We start from the raw sequence: 22,616 nt of genomic DNA on the forward strand, positions 1-22,616 counted from the left end.
TCCGTGCGGGATCGGACGTTCGGGGGGTCACTGCGCGGCGAAGGAGGCGAACATGTCCACGAGCGGCTGCGGTGCCCGGTCGTTGAAGATCATCTCCTGGCTGTCGGCGGAATCCTGGGCGGTCTGCTGGCTCCGCGTGAAGAGGGGCGCCTCGTATCCGGCCAGCGCGGCTTCGGTGTCACCCGGGTGCGCGGCTAGCGCCCGGCCCAGGTCGGCTCCGTCGATCATGGCGAGGTTGGCGCCCTCGCCCGCGAAGGGCGACATCAGATGTGCGGCGTCGCCGAGCAGGGTGACGCCCGGGGTTCGCTTCCAGTGGTGCCCGACGGGCAGCGCGTGGATGAGCCGCGGCACGAGCGGGCCGTCGGCGTCCGTGATGAGCCGTCGCAGGCCCGGAGCCCAGTCCTCGAAGTGCGCGGCCAGCGCCGTCTTGGCGGCCTCGGTGTCGGTGAAGTCGATCGTCGACAGCCAGTCCTCGGCGGCCCGCAGCGCGGCGTAGACGTGCAGGCTGCCGTCGGACTCCCGGTGTGCGAGGAATCCCCGGTGGTCGCCGAGGGCGAACAGCATCCCGCCGCCGATGAGTTCGGCGGACTCGGGGTGGCGGTCGTCGGCGTCGAAGAGGTCCATCTCCACGAAGGAGATCCCGGTGTAGGCGGGCAGGGCGTCGGAGAGCAGCGGACGGACACGGGACCACGCGCCGTCGGCCCCGACGAGCAGACCGGCCGTGAAGACGGTGCCGTCGGCAAGCGTGACCTCGTGCCCCGCGGCTCCGGCCGCCCTCGCGTCGGTGATCTTGCTGCCCCAGCGCACGGTGCCTTCGGGCAGCGAGTCGAGCAGCAGGTCGCGCAGGTCTCCCCGGTCGATCTCGGGACGGCCGCCGTCGCCGTCGTCCGCCTCGTCCATCAGTACCGTGGCGTGCCGGTCGAGGACCCGCGTGGCTTCGCCGCCCGGGTGGACCTTCTCGCGGAACAGGTCGTAGAGCCCGGCGGCGCGCAGGGCGGCCTGGCCGGTCTCCTCGTGAATGTCGAGCATGCCGCCCTGGGTGCGGGCGTCGCGGCCGTCCTCGAGGTCGAAGACCGCGGCCTGGATCCCGTTCACATGCAGTACACGGGCGAGGGTCAGTCCGCCGAGGCCGGCGCCGATGATCGCGATGGGGTGGTGTGTGGTGGTCATGGTGGTGCCTCCGTCTTGTACGGGAATGCCGGCCGCGGGGTTCGGTCCGCCGCGCGCCGGGGCGTTCAGTCCGTGGTGACCGGCGTGCTCCGCGCACCGTTGATGACGGTGCGGAAGGTCCAGGCCAGGCGCTGTTCGGGGGATCCGGAGACCAGCTCGGTGCCGAGCGCGGCGATCCGCGGGTATGTCGTGGCGCTGACGTCATGCAGTGCGGCGACTAGCGCGTCGTACTCCTCTTCCGCGTCGGACGACCGGTCACGCGTGGACTGCTCGGCAGCGGTGGCGGTGGCCACCAGCAGCAGTACGTCCACCCCCCAGGCGGCCTGCGCCCCGGGCACTCCCCCTTCGTGCAGGAGGGCGAGGATCGCCTCGACCAGGGCCAGGTAGTTCGGCCCCACGGGACGTGCCACCAGGGCGGACTGGGCCAGGCTGGGGTGCGCGAAGAGAATGCGCGTGTAGGAACCGAGCACCTCCGCGAGCCGCTCGCGCCAGTCCTCGTCGGGGACGGTGTCCGAAGCGGCGGCGTCCGGAGTGGCGGTCTCCGCCGGGCTCAGGTCGACTTCCCCCAGCAACTCTTCCAGGATCGCCGCGTGCAGTTCGGCGGTGTTCGCCACGTACACGTACAGCGACGCCGGTCCGGTGTCGAGTTCCTGCGCCAGGCGGCGCATGGTGACGCGATGCAGGCCCTCGGCGCGCATGAGCGCCACCGCGGTGGCGACGATGCCCTCGTAAGTGAGGGCCGACTTCGCCGGCCGTTCACGGCGACTGCGGGACGCGGGGGGTCGAGAGGTCATACGCCCACCATAACGAACATGTTCGTAACGAACAAGTTCGTTCAATATTTCGACGAACGGCTCCGGCCGCCTCAGCCCGCCGCGGGGGTGAGGCGGCCGTCTCTGCGGACCAGTGCGGCGTAGCGCCCGTCCTGTTCGAGCAACTCCTCGTGGCTGCCGCGTTCCGCGGTCCGTCCGCCGTCCAGGACGACGATCTGGTCCGCGTCCCGCACGGTGGACAGCCGGTGGGCGATGGTGAGCGTGGTGCGTCCGGCGGAGAGCGCGTCGATGGCTTCCTGCACGGCGGCTTCGGTACGGGTGTCCAGGGCGCTCGTCGCCTCGTCGAGGATCAGCACCGGCGGGTCGCGCAGGATCGTACGGGCGATGGCCAGACGCTGTTTCTCGCCACCCGAGAACCGGTAGCCGCGCTCCCCGACCAGGGTGTCGTATCCGTCGGGCAGTGAGGCGATGTGGTCGTGGATCTGGGCCGCGCGGGCCGCCGCCTCGATCTCCGCTTCAGTGGCCTCGGGCTTGGCGAAGCGCAGGTTCTCGGCGACGGAGGCGTGGAAGAGGTACGTCTCCTGGGAGACCACCCCGATGGCTCTGGCGAGGGTGTCGAAATCCAGATCGCGCACATCGACGCCGTCGAGCGTGACCCGCCCCCCGGTGACGTCGTACAGCCGCGGCACCAGATAGCTGAGGGTGGACTTCCCGGAACCGGTGGGGCCCACGACGGCCAGGCTGCTGCCGGCGGGCACGGCCACGTCGACACCACTGAGGGTGGGGCCGCTCTTCTCGTCGTAGCTGAAGTCGACGTTCTCGAAGCGGACCTCGCCGCTGATCTTCTCCAGCCGGACCGGGTTCTCCGGCTCGGTGATGTCCACCCTGAGGTCCAGGTACTCGAAGATCCGCTGGAAGAGCGCGAGGGACGTCTGCATCTGCACCCCGGTGGAGAGCAGGCTCACGGCGGGCCGGAAGAGGCCCTGCTGGAGCGAGACGAAGGCGACGAGCGTCCCGATGGAGACGGCGGGCCCGCTGGACTGCAGGGTGATGCCCGCGGCCCAGTAGATGACGGCCGGCATGGCGGCCATGACGATGCCGATCGTCGACATCCGCCAGCGTCCGGCCATGCTGGAGCGGACCTCGAGGTCGACCAGCCGCTCGGACTCCTCGGCGAAGCCCTTGGTGAGCGAGTCCGACCGGCCCATGGTGCGGCCCAGCAGGATGCCGCTCACGGAGAGCGATTCGGTGATCGTCGCGGCCATGGCGGCCATCTGCTTCTGGCGCTGCGTGGTGATCTTCTTGCGCTCGCGGCCGACCCTCCGGCTGATCCAGACGAAGACCGGCAGCAGGAGCAGCGAGACGACCGTGAGCCGCCAGTCGAGCGCCAGCATGGCGACGACGGTGGCGATGACCGCGGTGAGGTTGGAGACCAGCGAGGTCGCCGTCGAGGTGACGGTGGCCTGCATGCCTCCGATGTCGTTGGCGATCCGGGACTGGACCTCGCCGGTACGGGTCTTGGTGAAGAAGGCGAGCGGCATCCGCTGGAGCTGCGCGTAGACGGCGGTCCGCAGGTCGTGCATCACACGCTGGCCGACGGTGGTGGAGATGAGGGTCTGGAGCACGCCGAAGACGCTGTTCATCACCGCGGTGAGGATCATGCCGAGAGCGAGCAGCGAGAGGAGTCCGGTCCGCCCCTGGGGGATGGCGGTGTCGAGGATCTCGCGCAGCAGGAACGGTGAGGCGACCGACACCAGCGACGAGGCGCCGACGAGCAGTCCGACCAGCGCGAGGCGGCCGCGGTACGGACGGAAGAGGCGGAGGATGCGGCGCACCTCGGCGGGCGGCTGGCCGGCATCCCGGGGCGGGGGTGTCCACGTGGGTTCGTCGGGTTTCATGGGCTCCTTCGTCAGGCGTGCGACAACAGGGAAGAACGGGTGCGACCGTCTGCGGCGGTATGCGCGCAGCGGTCGACGACCGCCGTGACCGGCGGCCCGGTCGGGATTCGCGGGCCGCGCGTGTGCGGGTCTGCGGATCCGCGGTTCACGGGGCTTGCGACGATCGGGCAGATAGGAGCATAGCTCATTGTTACCTCTACTCACAATGACCCAGGTCCTGATATTGTTCCCGGTATGGATTCCCCCGACCCCGACGGCCTGCTCGCCGAACAGCTGCTGCGGCTGACCCGCCGGCTCCAGCGCATTCAGGGGCGTCAGCTGGAGCCGGCCGGCATCACACCCGCGCAGTTCCGGCTGCTGCGCACCGTCGCCCAGTACGACGGTGCGCCACGGATGGCGGATCTCGCCCAGCGGCTCGACGTGGTCCCGCGCGCCGTCACCACCCTGGTGGACGGTCTGGAGGCCAGCGGCCGGGTGCGCCGCGCCCCCGATCCGGACAGCCGCCGGGTGGTCCGGATCGAGATCACGGACGAGGGCATCGCCACGCTCCGGTCGCTGCGCAACGGGCGCCGGGCGGCCGCAGAGGAGATCCTGGCTCCATTGACCGCCGATCAGCGCGAGGTGCTCGGCGGGCTGCTGACCGCTCTGGTCGACGGAATGCCGGAGCGCCGCCGCTGCTGACCGGGTGCGCAAGGCCGCACCGAGCCGCCGAGGGGACCTCGACATGCCGTTGCTGGAGCCGAAGCCGGAAGCCCTGAGCCCCGGTGCGATGCGCAGCCCCGCCCACGACCGGGTGCCCGACGAGCAGGCTCCGGGCACCCCCGAGCCGCTGCGGGCGGAGCTGACCGCTCTGCTGGGGCCGAGGAAGGTCCTTTGGAAGGTCTCCGACCTGGTGCGGTACGCCTCCGATGCCAGCCCCTACCGGTTCGTGCCCCAGGTCGTGCTCGTGCCCGAGGACATCGACGACGTCTCCGCGATCCTCTCGTACGCGCACGGCAAGGGCCGCAACGTCGTCTTCCGGGCCGCGGGCACCAGCCTGAACGGCCAGGCGCAGGGCGAGGACATCCTCGTCGACGTTCGGCAGCACTGGTCCGGGATCGAGGTCCTGGACGGCGGCGCGCGGGCCCGCATCAGGCCGGGGACGACGGTCATGCGGGCCAACGCCACCCTCGCCCGGCACGGCAGGCTGCTGGGCCCCGACCCGGCCAGCGCGATCGCCTGCACGATCGGCGGGGTCGTCGCCAACAACGCCTCCGGGATGACGGCGGGCACCAGCCGCAATTCGTACCGGACCGTCTCCTCGCTCACCTTCGTGCTGCCCGGCGGCACGGTGGTGGACACCGGTGATCCCTCGGCGGACGTGGACCTGGCGCACGCGGAGCCGCGGTTGTGCGCCGGACTGCTCGCACTGAAGGCCGAGATCGAGGCCGATGCCGGGCTCACCGCCCGGATCCGGGCCAAGTACGAGATCAAGAACACCAACGGATACCGGCTGGACGCCTTTCTGGACGGCTCGACGCCCGTGGAGATCCTGCGCGGGCTCATGATCGGGTCGGAGGGGACCTTCGGCTTCATCTCCGAGGTCGTCTTCGACACACTGCCGCTGGACCGCAGCGTCTCCACGGCCCTGCTCTTCTTCCCCTCGCTGACCGCGGCGGCGGCCGCCGTACCGCTGTTCAACGAAGCGGGCGCCATCGCCGTCGAGCTGATGGACGGGAACACCCTGCGGGCCTCCGTCAGCGTCCAGGGGGTACCGGCCGACTGGGCCGGGCTGCCGAAGACGACGGCGGCGCTGCTGGTGGAGTTCCGCGCCCCGGACGAGGCGGCACAGGACGCGTACGAAAGCGCGGCGGCCGGTGTCGTGCGCCGACTGGAACTGGTCAGGCCCGTCACCTCGGTGACCAACGAGTTCACCCGCGACGCGGGCACCATCTCCGGTTACTGGAAGGCCCGAAAGGCCTTCGTCACCGCGGTCGGTGGCTCCCGGCCGTCCGGTACGACGCTGATCACGGAGGACTTCGCCGTACCGCCCTCCCGGCTTGCCGACGCCTGCGAGGCGCTGCTCGCGCTCCAGGCCGAGCACGGTTTCGACGCCGCCGTCGCGGGCCACGCGGCGCACGGCAATCTGCACTTCCTGCTCGCCTTCGACGCGGCGAAGCCGTCCGACGTCGACCGGTACGCCGCCTTCATGGCGGACTTCTGCGCGTTGACGGTGGAACGGTTCGACGGATCCCTCAAGGCGGAACACGCCACCGGCCGCAATATCGCGCCCTTCCTGGAGCTGGAATGGGGCCCCCGGGCGACGGAACTGATGTGGCGGACCAAGCAGCTCATCGACCCCGACGGGGTGCTGGCGCCCCGGATCGTCCTGGACCGCGACCCGAAGGCCCATCTGCGCGGCCTGAAGACCATCCCCCGCGTCGAGCCGGTGGCCGACCCCTGCATCGAGTGCGGATTCTGCGAACCGACGTGCCCCAGCCACGACCTGACCACATCGCCTCGTCAACGCATCGTGCTGCGCCGGGAGATGATGCGGCAGCCGGACGGTTCGCCGGTGGAGACCGGACTGCTGGACGCCTACGGGTACGACGCCGTCGACACCTGTGCGGGTGACTCCACCTGCAAGCTCGCCTGCCCGGTCGGGATCGACACGGGCGTCATGATGAAGAACTTCCGCCATCAGCGGCACTCGCCGCGCGAGGAACGGATCGCCGCGCTCACGGCGAAGCACTTCCGTGCCGTGGAGGCGGCGGCCCGGCTCGCGGTCGCGGCTGCCGGCCGGATCGACGACCGGCTGCTCGAAGGCGTCACCGGTCTCGCCCGCAGGGCGGTGCGCCCCGATCTGATGCCCGCGTGGCTCCCGGAGATCCCCCGGGTCGCGGCCCGTGCGCTTCCCCGTACGTCACGGGCCGGTGCCGTCGCGGTCTATTATCCGGCCTGCGTGAACCGCATCTTCGGCGGGCCCGAGGGGCATCGTGTCCCGTCCCTGCCGCAGGCCGTGGTCGCCGTGTCCGCGCGCGCGGGGAAGCCGGTCTGGATCCCCGAGGACGTCGCCGGGACGTGCTGCGCCACGATCTGGCACTCCAAGGGGTACGACACGGCGAACGCCGTGATGGCCAACCGGATCGTGGAGGCCGCCTGGGGCTGGACGGCGGGCGGGAGGCTGCCGCTTGTGGTCGACGCCTCCTCGTGCACGCTGGGCATCGCCCACGAGGTGGAGCCGTACCTGACCGATGAGAACCGGGAGTTGCACCGTGAGCTGACCGTCGTCGACTCCCTGGTCTGGGCAGCCGACGAACTCCTGCCGGAGCTGACGGTGCTGCGCACGGCGGGTTCCGCGGTCCTGCATCCGACGTGCTCGATGGAACATCTCGGCGATGTGGGCCAGTTGCGGGCGGTCGCGCAGGCGTGCGCGCGGGAGGTCGTGATCCCGGACGACGCGGCGTGCTGCGGGTTCGCGGGCGACCGCGGCATGCTGCACGAGGAGCTGACGGCCTCGGCGACAGCGAAGGAGGCCGCCGAGGTGAACACCCGGGAGTACGACGCGTATCTGTCGGCCAACCGGATGTGCGAGATCGGCATGGACCGGGCGACGGGCCGTTCGTACTATTCGGCGCTGCTGGAGCTGGAGCGCGCGACCCGGCCCGGTTCCGGTCCGGCCTGAAGTCCGCTCAGGCCCGCAGGCCGGCGCGGTCCCCCATGACCACGACCGGGTGCTGCTTCGGGTCCAGGGTGCGCAGCAGCTTCTCCATGCCGGCCTTCGGCAGGCTCACACAGGCCGATGTGCCGCTGCCGTGGTCCATGTGCAGCCAGATGCTGCCGCCCTTGGTCTGTCCCTGGGGGCGCGTCGGGTCGTTGGGAGCGGTGCCCTTGACGCGGTTGTAGTCGATGGCGATGACGTAGTCGAAGTCGTGCCAGTGGGACTTGGCCCAGTAGTGCGGGGCCTGGATGGACGCGGACTCCGTGTACGGGAGCCGGGCGCCCGGGTCGGGCAGTACGCCGCCCGCGTCGCTGAGGGTGAAGACACCGACCGGGCTGCGCTTGTCGTCCTCGTGGTGGTCGGCGGTCCAGCCCTTCTTGCCGTTGTGGGCCTTCCAGCCGGCGACCTTGTCCCAGGTGGAACCGGTCCTGGTGTAGAGCACGACGGTGGAGTCGGCGGAGTTCTTGCCCGCGCCGTAGACGGTGACGACCTGGCGGGAGTCGGCCGGTATCTGCGACTGCAGCCGGTCGCCGACGTCCGGAATGCGCTTCAGGTCGACGGTCTTCGCCTCGTCCTTGTCCTTGCGGGCTTCGGCCGACCGCGCGTCGCCCTTCTTCGCGTCCTGTCCGTCTCCGCACGACGTCAGGGTCGTGAGCAGAACACCGCAGGCGGCCGCCGAGACCACCACTCGTACCGCACCGGCTATAAGCATCCGTCCATGGTCGCACTCCGTGGCGGCCGGCCTGACCCATCCGTGCGGGCGGCAGCGGATGCGTGCCGAATCTTTACCCCCCGCGGCCCCGGACCCGTCGGCGCCCGCCGCACTCCGTGCGCGTAAAAGGGTTTGCCGCGCCCCCGGCGGGACGCGAGGATTGCACGGTTTGGTCCCCCCACCTGTTCAGCCGTGTATCTGGAGGCCCTCGTGGGCCTCAGTTCCTTCCGAATCTTTGGGACGTCATGCAAATTCGCGATCTTCCGTACTCGGATCCCGGCGATCCCGATGTCCGGTCGGGCCCTCGCTTTCTGATCTGGCTCGCCCGTAACCAGATCCGCGGACAGCTCAAGTCCCTGTCCTGGGGTCTGCTCCACCAGTGCGCCATCGCCGGGCTGCCGCTCGCCGTCGGGTTCGCCGTCCAGGCGGTCGTCGACCGGTCGGGCGGCAGGCTCGCGCTGGCCGGTGGGCTGATCGCCGTACTCGGCGTACTGATCGCCGTGGGCGACACCATGCTCCACCGGACCGCCGTCACCAACTGGATCACCGCGGCCGCCCGGGTCCAGCAGCTGCTGGCCCGCAAGACCGCGGAGCTCGGTTCGGCGCTGACCCGCCGGGTCGCCGCGGGCGAGGTCGTCGCCGTGTCCACGGGTGATGTGGAGAAGATCGGCTGGTTCGTCGAGGCGCTCTCCCGTTTCGCCGCCGCCGCTGCCGCTCTCGTCATCATCTGTGTCGGGCTCGTCCTCTACCTGCCCTCGCTGGGCGTGCTCGTGGCACTCGCCATGCCGGTACTCGCCCTGGGCGTGCTGCCGCTGCTCCCCCGGGCCACCCGCCGCGCCGACTTCCAGCGCGAGAAAGCCGGGAAGGCCACCGAACTGGCCTCGGACACCGTGGCCGGGCTGCGGGTGCTGCGTGGCATCGGCGGCGAGGAGCTGTTCCTGGGACGCTACCGGCGCGCTTCGCAGGAGGTCCGCAAGGCTGCCGTGCGCAGCGCGCGGATGTGGTCGCTGATCTCGGCGATCCAGGTCCTGCTGCCGGGCGTGCTGCTGATCTCCCTGGTCACCTACGGGGCTTCGCTGGCCCGTGACGGGAAGATCGACGTCGGTCAGCTGGTGACCGTGTACAGCGCGGCGACGCTGCTGCTCTTCCCGCTGCGGCACTTCGAGGAGATCGCCATGGCGTACTCCTTCTCGCGGCCGTCCGCGCAGCGCGCGGTCCGGGTGCTCTCGCTGAGCCGGGTCGCCCGTCCCTCGACGGTCGACGCGTCACCGGCCGGGGATCTGTACGACCCGGTCACCGGACTGATGGCGCCCGAGGGCCTGTTCACCGCGGTGGTCTGCGGCGATCCGGACGAGGCCGGGCGCCTGGCGGACCGGCTGGGCGGCCACGCACAGCCGTCGGTGGCGCAGGACGGGGCGTCCGGCGAGGAGCCGGCGGACCACGAGGTGCCGTCCGTGCTGCTCGGCGGCGTCCCCCTGGACGAACTGGAACTGGACGCCGCGCGGACCGCCGTTCTGGTCCAGGACAAGGATCCCGTGCTGCTCTCGGGCACCCTGCGCGAACTGCTGGACGTGCCGTCGTCGGGCCGGGTGGGGGCCGAGGACGCGCTGTCAGCCGCGCAGTGCGACGACGTGCTGAACGCGCTGGCGCAGGCGTCCGTCGATTCCGGCGGCGATCCGATGAACACCCGGATCACCGAACGCGGCCGGTCGCTCTCCGGCGGCCAGCGTCAGCGCCTCGCGCTGGCCCGGTCGCTGATGACCGATCCGGAGGCGCTGGTGCTCGACGAACCGACGTCCGCCGTCGACTCGCACACCGAGGCACGGGTGGCCGCGGGCATCAAGGCGCTGCGCAAGGACCGTACGACGGTGGCGTTCGCCTCGTCGCCGCTGCTGCTGGACCTGGCGGACCGGGTGGCGCTCGTCCGCGGCGGCACGGTGGTGGCTGTCGGTACCCACCGTGAACTGCTGCTCGGCGAACCGCATTACCGGGCCGTCGTCACCCGCGAGACCGATGACGAGATCGCGGTCCCGGCCGCGCTCGACACGGACCGGACGATCGACGCGGTCACCGCGATCGGCACCATCGAGGAAATCGAGGAGAGGGCATGATCGGCGTCGCGCCACCTGCCTACGACCCGGCCGCACCGGAGTCGGCTACGACTCTTCCGGTCGGTACCCCCACGACCGTACGAACGTATGCGAGGGAGCTGATACGGCGTCACCGGCGGCCGTTCGCCGTGGTCACCCTGCTCAACACGGTGGCCGTGGTCGCCTCGATCGCCGGTCCTTACCTGCTGGGCGGGCTGGTCGAGGACCTGTCCGACGGGGTCACCGACCTCCATCTGGAGCGCACCGCCGTGATCTTCGCGATCGCACTGGTCATCCAGACCGTGGTCACCCGCATGATGCGGTTGCGCAGTGCGATGCTCGGTGAGGAGATGCTGGCCGATCTGCGCGAGGACTTCCTCGTACGGTCGGTCCGGCTGCCGCCCGGTGTGCTGGAACGGGCGGGGACGGGCGATCTGCTCTCCCGGATCACCACGGACATCGACCGGCTCGCCAACGCCATGCGGGAGGCCGTGCCGCAGCTGGCCATCGGTGTGGTGTGGGCGGGGCTGCTGATCGCCGCGCTCACCGTCACCGCTCCCCCGCTGGCGCTGTCGGTGCTCATCGCGCTGCCGGTGCTGATCGTCGGCTGCCGCTGGTACTTCCGCCGGGCGCCGTCCGCGTACCGCTCGGAGGCCGCCGGTTACGCGGCGGTCGCGGCGATGCTGGCTGAGACGGTGGATGCCGGGCGGACCGTGGAGGCGCACCGGCTGGGTGCCCGCCGCGTGGCCCTGTCGGACCAGCGGGTCAGGGAGTGGACGGCGTGGGAGCGCTACACGCTGTTCCTGCGCTCCGTGCTCTTCCCCGTCATCAACGCCACGTACGTGACGATCCTCGGCGCGGTCCTGATGCTCGGGGGCTGGTTCGTGATCGAGGGCTGGCTGACCGTCGGGCAGCTGACGACGGGTGCGCTGCTCGCGCAGATGATGGTCGACCCGATCGGGCTGATCCTGCGCTGGTACGACGAGTTGCAGGTCGCCCAGGTGTCGCTGGCCCGGCTCGTGGGTGTGCGCGAGATCGAGCCCGACGCCGGCGACGCCGCGGTGGCGCCCGACGGCCGTGATGTGCGCGCCGCCGAGGTGCGCTTCGGTTACCGGGCAGGTCTCGACGTGCTGCACAAGGTGTCGTTGGACGTGGCTCCGGGCACCCGGCTGGCGCTGGTCGGCCCGTCGGGCGCGGGCAAGTCCACCTTGGGCCGGCTGCTGGCCGGCATCTACGCCCCCCGTACCGGCGAGGTCTCGCTGGGGGGTGCGCAGTTGTCGCGGATGACCGCGGAGCGGGTGCGTACGCATGTGGCGCTGGTCAACCAGGAGCACCACGTGTTCGTGGGTTCGCTGCGGGACAACCTGCTGCTGGCCCGTACCGACGCCGAGGACGCACAGCTGTGGGCTTCGCTGGCGGCGGTCGACGCCGACGGCTGGGCCAGGGCCCTGGACGAGGGGCTGGACAGCGAGGTCGGCTCGGGCGGTCTGGCTCTCACCCCGGCACAGGCCCAGCAGATCGCGCTGGCCCGGCTGGTGCTGGCCGACCCGCACACACTGGTGCTGGACGAGGCGACGTCGTTGCTCGATCCGCGCGCGGCCCGTCATCTGGAACGCTCGCTGGCCCGGGTGCTGGACGGCCGTACGGTCGTGGCCATCGCCCACCGGCTGCACACGGCGCACGACGCGGATGTGATCGCGGTCGTCGAGCAGGGCCGGATCAGTGAGCTGGGCAGCCATGACGAGCTGGTGGCGGCGGACGGCGCGTACGCGGCGCTCTGGCGGTCCTGGCACGGCTGAGCGGCCTGCGTCCCCTCCTGAACCGGGCTCCGGGGCTGGTGCGGACGGGGCGTCAGGCTCCGTGCATGGTACGGAAGTCGGTGACCCACTGTGCGGTGGCCCCGATCCCGCCGAAGGTGTAGAAGTGCAGCTTGAGCACACCGTGGCGGCGGGCGTCATAGCCTTCGGCCAGGGCGCTGACGAAGCGGTCGGGGCCGGCCGTGCCCATCAGGTTGGTGAGCGAGAACCCGTACTTCTTCGCGATGGACGTGCTCGTGCCGACACCGAAGCGGGCGGCGTACGTCAGCAGCCGCTTGATCCCGGCCGGGCCCGGCACCCCGACGCGCACCGGTGCGGCGATGCCCCGTTCCCGTAGCGCTTCGACCCAGGTGAGGACCGGGCCCGCGTCGAAGCCGAACTGGGTGATCACATCGCCGGCCAGCCCCCGCCGGGCGAGGGCGGCGGTCTTGTCCTCGATCGCCGACCAGAGCGCGGGGCCGGCGATGGACGGATGCCCCTCGGGGTAACCGCTGATACCGACGTGCCGCACCCCGTACGGCTCGAGGAGCCCGGACCGGATGAGCGCGAGGGAGTCGTCGTAGGGGCCGTGGGGTGTGGCGGGGTCGCCGCCCACGACGAGGACGTTGCCGGCCGTGCCGTCCGAGCGGAGCGCGGCGAGGAGTTCCTCCAGCTCCCGCCGGGAGCGCAGCCGGCGGGCCGAAATGTGCGGTACGGGGGTGTACCCGTACCGCCGGACGGCGCGGGCCGCGGCCAGTCGCGTGGCCCGGTCCTCGTGGCCGAGGAAGGTGACGTTGATCCGGGTGCCGGCCGGAATGCCGTCCCGGGCCTCCTCGAGCCGGGGCACGTCCCTGCCCGTCATCTCCAGGGAGAAGTCCTCAAGCAGAGAGGTGACGGCCGAGGCGGCGGCCGTGGAGAGGCGGTCCATGGTGCCGGTGCTCCTTGTCCGTTCGGTTCTCCCTCGGCCCAGTCTGCCGGAGCCCCTGCGGCGCGGGAGGGCTCAGATGAAGTTCATCGCCGCCGCGGCGCCCACTCCCCCGAGCACCATGAACACCGGCATGAGGATCTTCAGCTCCACCCAGCTGCCGGCCCGGAAGCGCATGGCCTTCGGCGGGCCGATCGGGTACCAGCGCTTGCGGCCCACCGGGATCGGCCACAGGATCGGGCAGCCGGAGACGGTCAGCGCGTCGCCGATGTCGTGGACGAGGGCGCCCAGCACGATCGGCAGCCCGAGCCAGAGGTATTCCTGGCCGGGGGCTTCGAAGAGCCACCCCGCACCGTTGCCCGGCTGGTCCAGGACGCCGGCCAGGATCCATGCGCTGGTCGCGCCCAGCAGCCACACCAGCACATCGCTGGAGACCCGGGCGGCCCGCCACAGCAGCCCTTCGACGGCGAGCACCAGGTGGACGAAGAGGATCGCCAGCACCGCCCACCGGCCGCCGGTGATCGCGGCGGCGGACGCTCCGGCACCGATCAGGACCGCCCACGCCCAGGTGTGGGTGAGGGTCCGGTGGCCGCCGTTGCGATTCGAGTCGCCCCGCAGCTTGGTGGCCTTGTAGACGGCGTGCGAGAGGGTGTCGACGATTTCGCAGAGGCCCCGGGATATCGGGCCGAAGGCCCGCGAGATGGTCGCCGACTTGTGGTCCAGGTCGGGTGCCAGCGCGGCGCCCGCGGTGATCAGCGCGCCTACGACGAGTACGGGCCACGGCATGGTGTGTCCCGCGGCTGCCGCAGCCGCGCCCACCCCCAGCCAGGCCGCCGCCCCTGACAGAGAGTGTGCCGGTCCCATCATGACTGTTCCGCCCCCGTAGATCTTGACCAGGTATTGACAAAATGTTGAAAGGTGTTCCCGTATCCGGGCTCGGTCCAGCGTCGTTACGGTGCGGCCGAGTTGAGAGGGAAGCGTATCGTCCGTGATCTTCGTGCGGTCGTCCGGTTCCCTCATCCGGGCGGAAGGCAGGCAAGATGGGGGCGTGACCCTAATCGATCAGCTGCCCCCGACCGACGACCCCGACGCCCTCTTCGAGGCTTTCTCGTCCTGGACCGAGACGCAGGGCATCACCCTCTATCCCGCTCAGGAGGAGGCGCTGATCGAGGTGGTCTCCGGGGCCAACGTGATCCTTTCCACCCCCACCGGCTCGGGCAAGAGCCTGGTCGCGGCCGGTGCGCACTTCACGGCTCTGGCCCAGGACAAGGTCACCTTCTACACGGCCCCGATCAAGGCGCTGGTCTCGGAGAAGTTCTTCGACCTGTGCAAGCTGTTCGGCACGGAGAACGTCGGCATGCTCACCGGCGACGCCTCGGTCAACGCCGACGCCCCGGTGATCTGCTGCACGGCCGAGGTCCTGGCCTCCATCGCGCTGCGTGACGGGAAGTACGCGGACATCGGCCAGGTCGTGATGGACGAGTTCCACTTCTACGCGGAGCAGGACCGCGGCTGGGCCTGGCAGATCCCGATCCTGGAGCTGCCGCAGGCCCAGTTCGTCCTGATGTCGGCCACCCTGGGCGACGTCCGGATGTTCGAGGAGGACCTGACCCGCCGCACCGGCCGGCCCACGTCCGTGGTGCGCTCGGCCACGCGTCCGGTCCCGCTGAGTTACGAGTACCGGCTGACGCCGATCACCGAGACGCTCACCGAGCTCCTGGACACCCGGCAGTCGCCCGTCTACATCGTGCACTTCACGCAGGCGTCGGCCGTCGAGCGGGCACAGTCGCTGATGAGCATCAACATGTGCACCAAGGAGGAGAAGGAGAAGATCGCCGATCTCATCGGCAACTTCCGCTTCACCACCAAGTTCGGCCAGAACCTCTCCCGTTATGTGCGGCACGGCATCGGTGTGCACCACGCGGGCATGCTGCCGAAGTACCGACGCCTCGTGGAGAAGCTCGCCCAGGCCGGTCTGCTGAAGGTGATCTGCGGTACGGACACGCTCGGTGTGGGCGTCAACGTCCCCATCCGCACGGTGCTGTTCACGGCGCTCACCAAGTACGACGGCACCCGGGTGCGTACGCTGCGCGCGCGTGAGTTCCACCAGATCGCCGGCCGGGCCGGACGCGCGGGCTTCGACACGGCGGGCTTCGTCGTCGCACAGGCCCCCGAGCACGTCGTCGAGAACGAGAAGCTGGTCAAGAAGGCCGGCGACGACCCGAAGAAGAAGCGCAAGGTCGTGCGCAAGAAGGCACCCGAAGGCTTCGTGGCCTGGTCGGAGACGACGTTCGACAAGCTGATCCAGTCCGATCCGGAGCCGCTGACCTCGCGTTTCCGGGTCACCCACACCATGCTGCTGTCGGTCATCGCGCGTCCCGGCAACGCCTTCGAGGCGATGCGGCACCTGCTGGAGGACAACCACGAGCCGCGCAGGGCGCAGCTGCGCCACATCCGCCAGGCGATCGCCATCTACCGCTCGCTGCTGGACGGCGGCGTGGTGGAGCAGCTCGACACGCCGGACGCGGAGGGCCGTATCGTGCGGCTCACCGTCGACCTCCAGCAGAACTTCGCGCTGAACCAACCGCTGTCCACGTTCGCACTCGCCGCGTTCGACCTGCTGGACGCCGACTCGCCGTCGTACGCGCTGGACATGGTCTCGGTGGTGGAGTCGACGCTGGACGACCCCCGTCAGATCCTCGCCGCCCAGCAGAACAAGGCGCGCGGTGCGGCGGTCGGGCAGATGAAGGCCGACGGCATCGAGTACGAGGAGCGGATGGAGCTCCTGCAGGAGGTCACGTACCCGAAGCCGCTGAGCGAGCTGCTGTGGCACGCGTACGACGTCTACCGGCAGAGCCACCCGTGGGTGGGCGACCACCCGGTGTCGCCGAAGTCGGTGATCCGCGACATGTACGAACGCGCCATGACGTTCACGGAGTTCACCTCGAACTACGAGCTGGCCCGGACCGAGGGCATCGTGCTGCGCTACCTCGCCGGCGCGTACAAGGCGCTGGAGCACACCATCCCGGACGACATCAAGTCCGAGGACCTGGAGGACCTCATCGCCTGGCTCGGCGAGATGGTCCGCCAGGTCGACTCCAGTCTTCTCGACGAGTGGGAGCAGCTCGCCAACCCCGAGGTGGAGACGGCGGAGCAGGCGCAGGAGCGGGCCGACGAGGTCAAGCCGGTCACGGCCAACGCCCGCGCCTTCCGGGTGCTGGTGCGCAACGCGATGTTCCGCCGGGTCGAGCTCGCCGCGCTGGACCGGGTCCGCGATCTCGGCGAGCTGGACGGCGGCTCGGGCTGGGACGAGGACGCGTGGGGCGAGGCGATGGACGCGTACTGGGACGAGTACGAGGAGCTGGGCACCGGCCCGGACGCCCGCGGGCCGAAGCTGCTGAAGATCGACGAGGACGCCGCGCACGGTCTGTGGCGGGTCAGGCAGACGTTCGCCGACCCGAACGGCGACCATGACTGGGGCATCAGCGCCGAGGTCGACCTGGCCGCGTCCGACGAGGAGGGCCGGGCGGTAGTCCGGGTCGCCTCCGTGGGCCAGTTGTGAGCGCGCCCGTACCGACGGCGCCGCCGCGAGAGTGGAGACGAACAGCATGACGAACCCCGCCGAGCGCCTGGTCGACCTGCTCGACCTGGAGCGGATCGAGGTCAACATCTTCCGCGGCCGCAGCCCGCAGGAGTCCCTGCAACGGGTCTTCGGCGGGCAGGTCGCAGGGCAGGCCCTGGTGGCGGCCGGCCGCACCACCGACGGGGACCGGCCGGTCCATTCGCTGCACGCCTACTTCCTGCGGCCGGGCCGTCCGGGGGTGCCGATCGTCTACGACGTCGAGCGGGTCAGGGACGGCAGGTCGTTCACCACCCGCCGGGTGACGGCCGTCCAGCAGGGCCGGACCATCTTCAATCTGACGGCGTCCTTCCACCGGCCGGAGGAGGCGGGCATCGAGCACCAGCTGCCGCCGGCACGCGTGGTTCCGGACCCGGAGGAGCTGCCGACGGTCGCCGAGGAGGTGCGCGACCATCTCGGCGCGCTTCCCGAGGCACTGGAGCGGATGGCGCGGCGCCAGCCGTTCGACATCCGCTACGTCGACCGGCTGCGCTGGACGCGGGAGGAGATCAAGGACGCCGACCCGCGCAGCGCGGTGTGGATGCGTGCGGTCGGCCCGCTCGGCGACGACCCGCTCGTGCACACCTGCGCCCTGACGTACGCGAGCGACATGACGCTGCTGGACGCGGTGCGGATCCCGGTGGAGCCGCTGTGGGGGCCGCGCGGCTTCGACATGGCGTCCCTGGACCACGCGATGTGGTTCCACCGTCCGTTCCGGGCCGACGAGTGGTTCCTGTACGACCAGGAGTCACCGGTGGCGACGGGCGGGCGTGGTCTGGCGCGCGGCCGGATCTACGACCGGGGCGGGAATCTGCTGGTGTCCGTGGTGCAGGAGGGGCTGTTCCGCCGGCTGGACGGGCAGTCCTCCTGACGGTTCAGGTGCCGGGCAGCGTGTCCTGCTCGACCTCGTGCCGGCGGGTGCGGATGTCGGGCGGCGCCGGGTGCAGTTTGGCGTCGCACGCCGGGCCGAGACCGGTGCGGCGCGATGCGGTGCCGGTGAGCGGGCGTCCGCACAGCCGGCACCGCACCTGGCGGCGGCCGGTGGCTGCGGCGGTGCCGGGCAGCGGTTCGGCGTCGGTCGCGGGCAACGCTTCGAAGGACTCCACGGGTCGATCCTCTCAAGAGCCCGGCCTTTCGCGCCGTTAGCCCATGGGGTGGATACCTCCGGGTCCTGCGGCCGGCCGGCGCGAGCCCTGCGCGGCGTACCGCGCACCGCCGCGGAAGGTGGTCGCGCGGTGTTCCGCGGGCCGTGACCACCGCCCGGGTGCCGCCCGAGGAGGCACGCCCATGACGGCCGATCAGGTGTTCGCCGGTCTGGGGCTGATCGTGGTGCTCGCGGTCGGTTCGCAGCTGCTGGCCGGCCGACTGCGCGTACCGGCGCTGCTCGTCCTGCTGCCGGTCGGCTTCACCGCGGGAGCGCTGACGGACGAGGTCGACCCGGAGCGGCTACTGGGCGCCGCCTTCTCGCCGCTGGTGTCGCTGGCGGTGGCGGTGATCCTCTACGACGCCGGTCTCGGGCTGGATCCCCGCAGGCTCACGGGCCATACGCGTCGCTTCGTCATCCGGCTGCTCTGGATCGGTACCGTCCTCACCGTGGTTTCCGCGGCGCCTTTCGCGGTACCGGTACTGGACATGTCGGCGCCCGCGGCCGTGATGCTGGCGTCGATCCTGGTCGTCTCCGGTCCGACGGTCGTCGGGCCGCTGCTCAATTTCGTCCGGCCCACCGAACGACTGCAGCGTGTGCTGATCTGGGAGGGCTCACTGATCGATCCGGTCGGCGGGATCCTGGGCGCGCTGGTCTTCCACGGCGTGCTCGCGGGCGACCGGCCGGGGTTCGGCCGTCAGGTGGGGCAGTTCGCCGTCAGCGCGGGCGTGGGCGTGGCCGGAGGCGCGGTCGGGGCGTGTCTGCTGTGGGTGGTGCTGAGCCGGGTGCGGCTCACCGAGGAGCTGGGAACGTCGGTGCAGCTCGCCACGGTGGTCGGAGTGGCGGCGGCCTGCGACGCACTGCGCGACGACACGGGTCTGATCTCCGCCGTCGTGACGGGGATGGCCCTGGCCCGTCTGCCGGGTACGGGCATCGCGGCCCGGCGGCCGTTCTTCGACACCCTGGTCTCGCTCACGATCGGGCTGCTCTTCGTCTCGATCTCCGCGACGGTCACTCCCGCCTCGCTGCGGCATGTGGTGCTGCCCTCGCTGGCCCTGGTGGCGCTGCTCGTCCTGGTGACCAGGCCGCTGGTGGCCCATCTCGCGGCGCTGCGGACCGATGTGCCGCTCGGGGAGCGGTGGTTCACCGGCTGGATGGCCCCGCGCGGCATCGTGGCCGCGGCCACCGCCGCCACGTTCTCGGCCACCCTGGTCGACCGGGGCGTCGAGGGTGCCGAACGCATCCTGCCCGCCACGTTCGTGGTGATCGTCGCCACCGTCATGCTGTACGGCCTGACGGCGTTCCCGGTGGCCCGACGGCTCGGCGTGCTGCGCCCCGCACGTTCCAGGCCACTGCTGGTGGGCGGCGCTCCCTGGGCGGTCGGCCTGGCGTGTGCGCTGCGTTCGGCGGGGCTGGACGTGCTCATGTGGGCGGGGGCCGGCCCCGAGCGGAAGCGGATCGAGGAGGCCGGGCTGAAACAGGCACCCGGTGAGCTCCTCGCATCGGCCACCGGCACCGGGGCGGAACTCGAGGGAATCACGGAAGTCCTGCTGCTGACCGGTGAGGACGACTTCAACGCGCTCGCTTCGACGACGCTGCGGGAGAGCGTCGGGGGGCCTGTCCACCGGCTCCGCGCCCCGTCGGCGAGTCACGGGGTGGTGGCCCCGTACACGGGTGGCGAGCCACTGTTCGGTACCGGGCTCACGCGGCCCGAGCTGACCCGCAGGTACGAGGCCGGGGCGCGGGTGGTGACGCGGCTGTTCGACGGGGTCGACGGGGCGGTCCCGGCCGGACACGAGCTGCTGTTCGTGGTGAGCCCCGATGGGCGGCTCGCGCCGGTCACCGGCAGCCGTACGCCCGCTCCGGAGCAGGGAGACACCCTCGTCCTGCTGGGCCCGGCCGCCGTGGCCCGCTCCCATTGAGACCTGTGAGACCTGTGAGACCTGCGCGACCTGCGCGACCTGCGCGAGTATTCTCGAAACAGAGATAACATCTCTTCCGTGAGAGAGACGGAGAGCGTCGAGCCCGGCTCAGTCGATGCCAGGCTGGCGGCACGGCTGGCCGAACTGCGCACCGGGCGCGGCTGGTCGCTGGAGGAACTGGCACGGCGCACCGGGGCGAGCCGCTCCACGCTCTCCCGGCTCGAGCGCGGCGAGCTGAGCCCGACCGCCGCCCTGCTCGGCAGGCTCTGCACCGTCCACGGGCGCACCATGTCGCAGCTGCTGCTGGAGGTGGAGGCGGAGCCGCCACAGCTGGTACCCGCCGAACGCCAGACGGTGTGGCGGGACGAGGCGTCCGGCTTTGTCCGCCGGTCGGTCTCGCCGCCGCATGCCGGGCTGCGCGCCGAGGTGGTCGAGGGGGTACTCGACGCCGGTGCCTCGATCGCGTACGAGAACCCGCCCGTTCCCGGCCTGGAGCAGCACGTCTGGGTTCTGGAGGGGATGGTCGAGATCACCGTCGACGACACGGTGCACACGGTGCGCACCGGCGACTGTCTACGGTTCCGGCTCCGCGGCCCGTCGCGTTTCCGCTGTCCGGGCCCGGCAAGGGTCCGTTACGCACTGATGATCGTATCGCCGTGAAAGGACCTGTCGCATGACCGAGATCGTCCCGGTGTCCGGACCCGAACTGGTCACGTACGCCGATGAGCTGGCCGCGCTCCTGGTGGAGACCGTCGAGGAGGGGTCGTCCGTGGGGTTCCTCGCACCGCTGGACCGGGGCGAGGCCGCCTGCTGGTGGCGGGAGCGGGCAGGCACCGTCGCGTCCGGGCACCATCAGGTCTGGATCGCCCGGGACGGCGAGCGGATCGCCGGGACCATCGGGCTGATCCGGGCGCCGCTGCCGAACGCCCGCCATCGCGCCGAGGTCACCAAGCTGATCGTCCGTCCTTCGGCGCGCGGCCGTGGGCTCGGGCGTGCGTTGCTGGACGCCGTCGAGCAGTCGGCGGCGGAGGACGGCGTGACGCTGCTGGTCCTGGACACCGAGAGCGGCAGCCCCGCCGAGCGGCTCTACCGCTCGGCGGGCTGGACGGAGTGCGGGTCCGTGCCGGACTACGCGGGTGACCCGGCCGGTGTGCTGAGGCCGACCACCTTCTACTACAAGGCGGTCGGCCGGGGCGGGCCCGCACCGGCTCGGCCGGTGAGCCCTTCGGTGTCCTTGTAGGCGACGCCGCCCTTCATGACGAGCCGGATGTTCCCGGGGTCGCCGAGGGCGTGGACGCCGTCGGGGGGTGCCGCGGGCGATGACGACGTCGGCGCGCCTGCCGGGCTCCAGGGCGTCGGTCTCGTGGGCGAGGCCGAGGAGTCCGGCGGCCGCTGTCGGCACGGTCCCGCCTGCCAAGGCGACCCCGGCGCATCCGGTCACCCGCAGTCGCACCGCGGTCAGCGCCTGGTGGCTGACGAGCCGAACCGCTCCCAGCGGGAAGCGCCGGCCGCGTCCCGCCGGCCGGCGCCGGGCGAATTTCCGGCAACTGCCCGAGCGGGCCCGGCCGGTCACAGCGATCGGCGAGAACGCGCGGATGCCCCTGAGTGAAGCCGCCGCGACACCGGGCGTGCCGGTGAACACCTCCAGCCACCGGCTGAACCGGCTGCTGGATCCGGACGGGCGTGCGGTCGGATTCGTCCCGGTGGACCTGTGGGCATAGGGCCGGACCCATGAGCGTAAGAATGGCTGTGGAAGCCACTTACGAGGAGACCCTCATGACGCTGTACGACATCCCGCTCCACACCCTGACCGGTGAGCCGACCACGCTGGGCGCCTACCGGGGCCAGGCCGTCCTGCTGGTGAACGTTGCCTCCAAGTGCGGTCTCACCCCGCAGTACGCCGGCCTGGAGCGGTTGCAGAAGACGTACGGGGACCGGGGGTTCACCGTGCTCGGCGTGCCGTGCAACCAGTTCGCCGGCCAGGAGCCGGGGAGTTCGGAGGAGATCCAGGCGTTCTGCTCCGCGACGTACGGGGTCACGTTCCCGCTGCTGGAGAAGACCGACGTCAACGGTGCCGGCCGGCACCCGCTCTACACGGAACTGACGCAACTGGCGGACGCCGACGGCGAGGCCGGTGACGTCAAGTGGAACTTCGAGAAGTTCCTGATCTCCCCGGCGGGCGTGCCGGTCGCCCGGATCCGTCCCGGTACCGAGCCGGAGGCCCCCGAGGTCGTCGCGGCCATCGAGGCCCAACTCACCGCCTGAGCGCGGGCTGCCGGGCGGCCACGGGCCGTCCGGCGGTGCTCAGGCGTGGCTGAGCAGGAGCGATCCCTTGGGGTAGGTGACGCCGCCGTCGACGTTCGCCACCTGGATGCTCACGGGCGTGCCTTCCTTGATGTTGCCGCTCTTCCACGGGCTGCAGTACTTCGCGTTGTGACCGCGGGTGGTGGCGATCCGGTCCCACGTCCCGTCGCGACCGATGTCGAGCTTCACCTCGATACCCCAGCCGTCGGAGGACGTGTCACAGGCGCGGATGGAGTCGCCGGGGGTGTTGCCGTAAGGGTCCGCGTTCCATTCGCCTCGCCCGCCGAAGGTCGCGTCGATCGACACCGGCGCAGCGGACGCGGTGCCCTGAGCCGCGACCACGAGCCCGAACGCGGCGGTCGCAGCGGCCAGCACGCGCCCCGTGGTGCATCTCGGCATGCTCTGTTCCCCCTCCATCAACCGGTCACGATCTTCACGGGGAATCTACAGGGACATGCCAGGTACACACCATCCGACTCGGGCAACGTCCCTGGCCCCTGTCCCCCCGCCGGGTACCGCGGGGGGGCAGGGGGCAGGGGCGTGCGTTCGAGACGGGGTCAGCC

At 71.1% G+C, this 22,616-nt stretch carries 19 protein-coding genes; 11 read left to right on the forward strand and 8 right to left on the reverse strand.

Features of this window, described 5'->3' with window-relative positions:
• Positions 1-27: 27 nt before the first annotated feature.
• The 3 genes from ACFVJX_RS08255 to ACFVJX_RS08265 all read right to left on the reverse strand — a co-directional run bounded on the left by ACFVJX_RS08255 (position 28) and on the right by ACFVJX_RS08265 (position 3,841).
• Complete coding sequence (locus ACFVJX_RS08255; RefSeq protein ID WP_384127509.1) at positions 28-1,170, reverse strand: FAD-dependent oxidoreductase; 1,143 nt, start codon at positions 1,168-1,170, stop codon at positions 28-30.
• Between the two features lie 65 nt (positions 1,171-1,235).
• On the reverse strand, positions 1,236-1,964 hold the full coding sequence (locus ACFVJX_RS08260) for a TetR/AcrR family transcriptional regulator (protein WP_384127510.1): 729 nt from the start codon (positions 1,962-1,964) through the stop codon (positions 1,236-1,238).
• A gap of 71 nt (positions 1,965-2,035) precedes the next feature.
• Positions 2,036-3,841, reverse strand: coding sequence for an ABC transporter ATP-binding protein (locus ACFVJX_RS08265; protein WP_384127512.1), 1,806 nt, complete (start codon positions 3,839-3,841; stop codon positions 2,036-2,038).
• 234 nt (positions 3,842-4,075) lie between these two features.
• Here ACFVJX_RS08265 and ACFVJX_RS08270 point away from each other — a divergent pair, with 234 nt between their 5' ends.
• Together ACFVJX_RS08270 and ACFVJX_RS08275 are read left to right on the forward strand one after the other, a co-directional pair.
• On the forward strand, positions 4,076-4,522 hold the full coding sequence (locus ACFVJX_RS08270; RefSeq protein ID WP_384127514.1) for a MarR family winged helix-turn-helix transcriptional regulator: 447 nt from the start codon (positions 4,076-4,078) through the stop codon (positions 4,520-4,522).
• Between the two features lie 43 nt (positions 4,523-4,565).
• Positions 4,566-7,505 (forward strand): FAD-binding and (Fe-S)-binding domain-containing protein, encoded by a 2,940-nt coding sequence (locus ACFVJX_RS08275; RefSeq protein WP_384127516.1) that lies wholly within the window; start codon positions 4,566-4,568, stop codon positions 7,503-7,505.
• A gap of 7 nt (positions 7,506-7,512) precedes the next feature.
• On the opposite strand, the gene ACFVJX_RS08280 is transcribed toward ACFVJX_RS08275, so the two are convergent.
• Entirely contained in the window at positions 7,513-8,229 is a 717-nt protein-coding gene (locus tag ACFVJX_RS08280; RefSeq protein WP_384127543.1) for a hypothetical protein, read from the reverse strand.
• 269 nt (positions 8,230-8,498) lie between these two features.
• On the opposite strand from ACFVJX_RS08280, the gene ACFVJX_RS08285 reads away from it, so the two are divergent.
• Together ACFVJX_RS08285 and ACFVJX_RS08290 are read left to right on the forward strand one after the other, a co-directional pair.
• Positions 8,499-10,364, forward strand: coding sequence for an ABC transporter transmembrane domain-containing protein (locus ACFVJX_RS08285; protein WP_384127518.1), 1,866 nt, complete (start codon positions 8,499-8,501; stop codon positions 10,362-10,364).
• Positions 10,361-12,142, forward strand: coding sequence for an ABC transporter ATP-binding protein (locus ACFVJX_RS08290; RefSeq protein ID WP_384127519.1), 1,782 nt, complete (start codon positions 10,361-10,363; stop codon positions 12,140-12,142). Before ACFVJX_RS08285 ends, ACFVJX_RS08290 begins: the two co-directional genes overlap by 4 nt.
• Positions 12,143-12,194: 52 nt before the next feature.
• Here the strand turns inward: ACFVJX_RS08290 and ACFVJX_RS08295 are convergent, their stop codons facing one another.
• Both ACFVJX_RS08295 and ACFVJX_RS08300 read right to left on the reverse strand, forming a co-directional pair.
• Positions 12,195-13,067 (reverse strand): methylenetetrahydrofolate reductase, encoded by an 873-nt coding sequence (locus tag ACFVJX_RS08295; protein ID WP_384127520.1) that lies wholly within the window; start codon positions 13,065-13,067, stop codon positions 12,195-12,197.
• A 72-nt stretch (positions 13,068-13,139) separates the two neighbouring features.
• The gene (locus ACFVJX_RS08300; protein ID WP_384127522.1) at positions 13,140-13,931 is read right to left on the reverse strand and encodes a metal-dependent hydrolase; all 792 of its coding nucleotides are present in this window, start codon (positions 13,929-13,931) and stop codon (positions 13,140-13,142) included.
• A gap of 181 nt (positions 13,932-14,112) precedes the next feature.
• Between ACFVJX_RS08300 and ACFVJX_RS08305 the strand changes: the two genes are divergently transcribed.
• Together ACFVJX_RS08305 and ACFVJX_RS08310 are read left to right on the forward strand one after the other, a co-directional pair.
• A complete protein-coding gene (locus ACFVJX_RS08305) occupies positions 14,113-16,626 on the forward strand; it encodes a DEAD/DEAH box helicase (RefSeq protein ID WP_384127524.1) in 2,514 nt (837 codons plus the stop codon).
• A gap of 46 nt (positions 16,627-16,672) precedes the next feature.
• Positions 16,673-17,554 carry an acyl-CoA thioesterase gene (locus tag ACFVJX_RS08310; protein WP_384127525.1) on the forward strand — a complete coding sequence of 294 codons (882 nt, stop codon included), beginning with the start codon at positions 16,673-16,675 and terminating at the stop codon, positions 17,552-17,554.
• 4 nt (positions 17,555-17,558) lie between these two features.
• Here ACFVJX_RS08310 and ACFVJX_RS08315 read toward each other — a convergent pair whose 3' ends face one another.
• Positions 17,559-17,789 (reverse strand): DUF6011 domain-containing protein, encoded by a 231-nt coding sequence (locus ACFVJX_RS08315; RefSeq protein ID WP_384127527.1) that lies wholly within the window; start codon positions 17,787-17,789, stop codon positions 17,559-17,561.
• A 181-nt stretch (positions 17,790-17,970) separates the two neighbouring features.
• Between ACFVJX_RS08315 and ACFVJX_RS08320 the strand changes: the two genes are divergently transcribed.
• The 5 genes from ACFVJX_RS08320 to ACFVJX_RS08340 all read left to right on the forward strand — a co-directional run bounded on the left by ACFVJX_RS08320 (position 17,971) and on the right by ACFVJX_RS08340 (position 22,014).
• Positions 17,971-19,749: a cation:proton antiporter gene (locus ACFVJX_RS08320; RefSeq protein ID WP_384127529.1), complete on the forward strand. Its 1,779-nt coding sequence runs from the start codon at positions 17,971-17,973 to the stop codon at positions 19,747-19,749.
• Positions 19,750-19,827: 78 nt separating this feature from the next.
• The gene (locus ACFVJX_RS08325; protein WP_384127531.1) at positions 19,828-20,409 is read left to right on the forward strand and encodes a helix-turn-helix domain-containing protein; all 582 of its coding nucleotides are present in this window, start codon (positions 19,828-19,830) and stop codon (positions 20,407-20,409) included.
• Between the two features lie 13 nt (positions 20,410-20,422).
• Positions 20,423-20,989: a GNAT family N-acetyltransferase gene (locus ACFVJX_RS08330; protein ID WP_384127533.1), complete on the forward strand. Its 567-nt coding sequence runs from the start codon at positions 20,423-20,425 to the stop codon at positions 20,987-20,989.
• A 355-nt stretch (positions 20,990-21,344) separates the two neighbouring features.
• Positions 21,345-21,470 carry a hypothetical protein gene (locus tag ACFVJX_RS08335; RefSeq protein WP_384127535.1) on the forward strand — a complete coding sequence of 42 codons (126 nt, stop codon included), beginning with the start codon at positions 21,345-21,347 and terminating at the stop codon, positions 21,468-21,470.
• Between the two features lie 55 nt (positions 21,471-21,525).
• A complete protein-coding gene (locus ACFVJX_RS08340; protein WP_384127544.1) occupies positions 21,526-22,014 on the forward strand; it encodes a glutathione peroxidase in 489 nt (162 codons plus the stop codon).
• A 39-nt stretch (positions 22,015-22,053) separates the two neighbouring features.
• On the opposite strand, the gene ACFVJX_RS08345 is transcribed toward ACFVJX_RS08340, so the two are convergent.
• Entirely contained in the window at positions 22,054-22,452 is a 399-nt protein-coding gene (locus tag ACFVJX_RS08345; protein WP_384127537.1) for a hypothetical protein, read from the reverse strand.
• Positions 22,453-22,616: the final 164 nt, after the last annotated feature.

The organism is Streptomyces sp. NPDC127177 (assembly GCF_042672475.1).
Taxonomy (GTDB): Bacteria; Actinomycetota; Actinomycetes; order Streptomycetales; family Streptomycetaceae; genus Streptomyces.

Bases quoted from the DNA above. Each gene is read 5' to 3' on its own strand.
- ACFVJX_RS08260 (WP_384127510.1), bottom strand. From the start codon at position 1,964: ATGACCTCTCGACCCCCCGCGTCCCGCAGTCGCCGTGAACGGCCGGCG.
- ACFVJX_RS08290 (WP_384127519.1), top strand. From the start codon at position 10,361: ATGATCGGCGTCGCGCCACCTGCCTACGACCCGGCCGCACCGGAGTCG.
- ACFVJX_RS08335 (WP_384127535.1), top strand. From the start codon at position 21,345: ATGCCCCTGAGTGAAGCCGCCGCGACACCGGGCGTGCCGGTGAACACC.
- ACFVJX_RS08320 (WP_384127529.1), top strand. From the start codon at position 17,971: ATGACGGCCGATCAGGTGTTCGCCGGTCTGGGGCTGATCGTGGTGCTC.
- ACFVJX_RS08310 (WP_384127525.1), top strand. From the start codon at position 16,673: ATGACGAACCCCGCCGAGCGCCTGGTCGACCTGCTCGACCTGGAGCGG.
- ACFVJX_RS08330 (WP_384127533.1), top strand. From the start codon at position 20,423: ATGACCGAGATCGTCCCGGTGTCCGGACCCGAACTGGTCACGTACGCC.
- ACFVJX_RS08265 (WP_384127512.1), bottom strand. From the start codon at position 3,841: ATGAAACCCGACGAACCCACGTGGACACCCCCGCCCCGGGATGCCGGC.
- ACFVJX_RS08345 (WP_384127537.1), bottom strand. From the start codon at position 22,452: ATGCCGAGATGCACCACGGGGCGCGTGCTGGCCGCTGCGACCGCCGCG.
- ACFVJX_RS08300 (WP_384127522.1), bottom strand. From the start codon at position 13,931: ATGATGGGACCGGCACACTCTCTGTCAGGGGCGGCGGCCTGGCTGGGG.
- ACFVJX_RS08270 (WP_384127514.1), top strand. From the start codon at position 4,076: ATGGATTCCCCCGACCCCGACGGCCTGCTCGCCGAACAGCTGCTGCGG.
- ACFVJX_RS08295 (WP_384127520.1), bottom strand. From the start codon at position 13,067: ATGGACCGCCTCTCCACGGCCGCCGCCTCGGCCGTCACCTCTCTGCTT.
- ACFVJX_RS08275 (WP_384127516.1), top strand. From the start codon at position 4,566: ATGCCGTTGCTGGAGCCGAAGCCGGAAGCCCTGAGCCCCGGTGCGATG.
- ACFVJX_RS08285 (WP_384127518.1), top strand. From the start codon at position 8,499: ATGCAAATTCGCGATCTTCCGTACTCGGATCCCGGCGATCCCGATGTC.
- ACFVJX_RS08255 (WP_384127509.1), bottom strand. From the start codon at position 1,170: ATGACCACCACACACCACCCCATCGCGATCATCGGCGCCGGCCTCGGC.
- ACFVJX_RS08340 (WP_384127544.1), top strand. From the start codon at position 21,526: ATGACGCTGTACGACATCCCGCTCCACACCCTGACCGGTGAGCCGACC.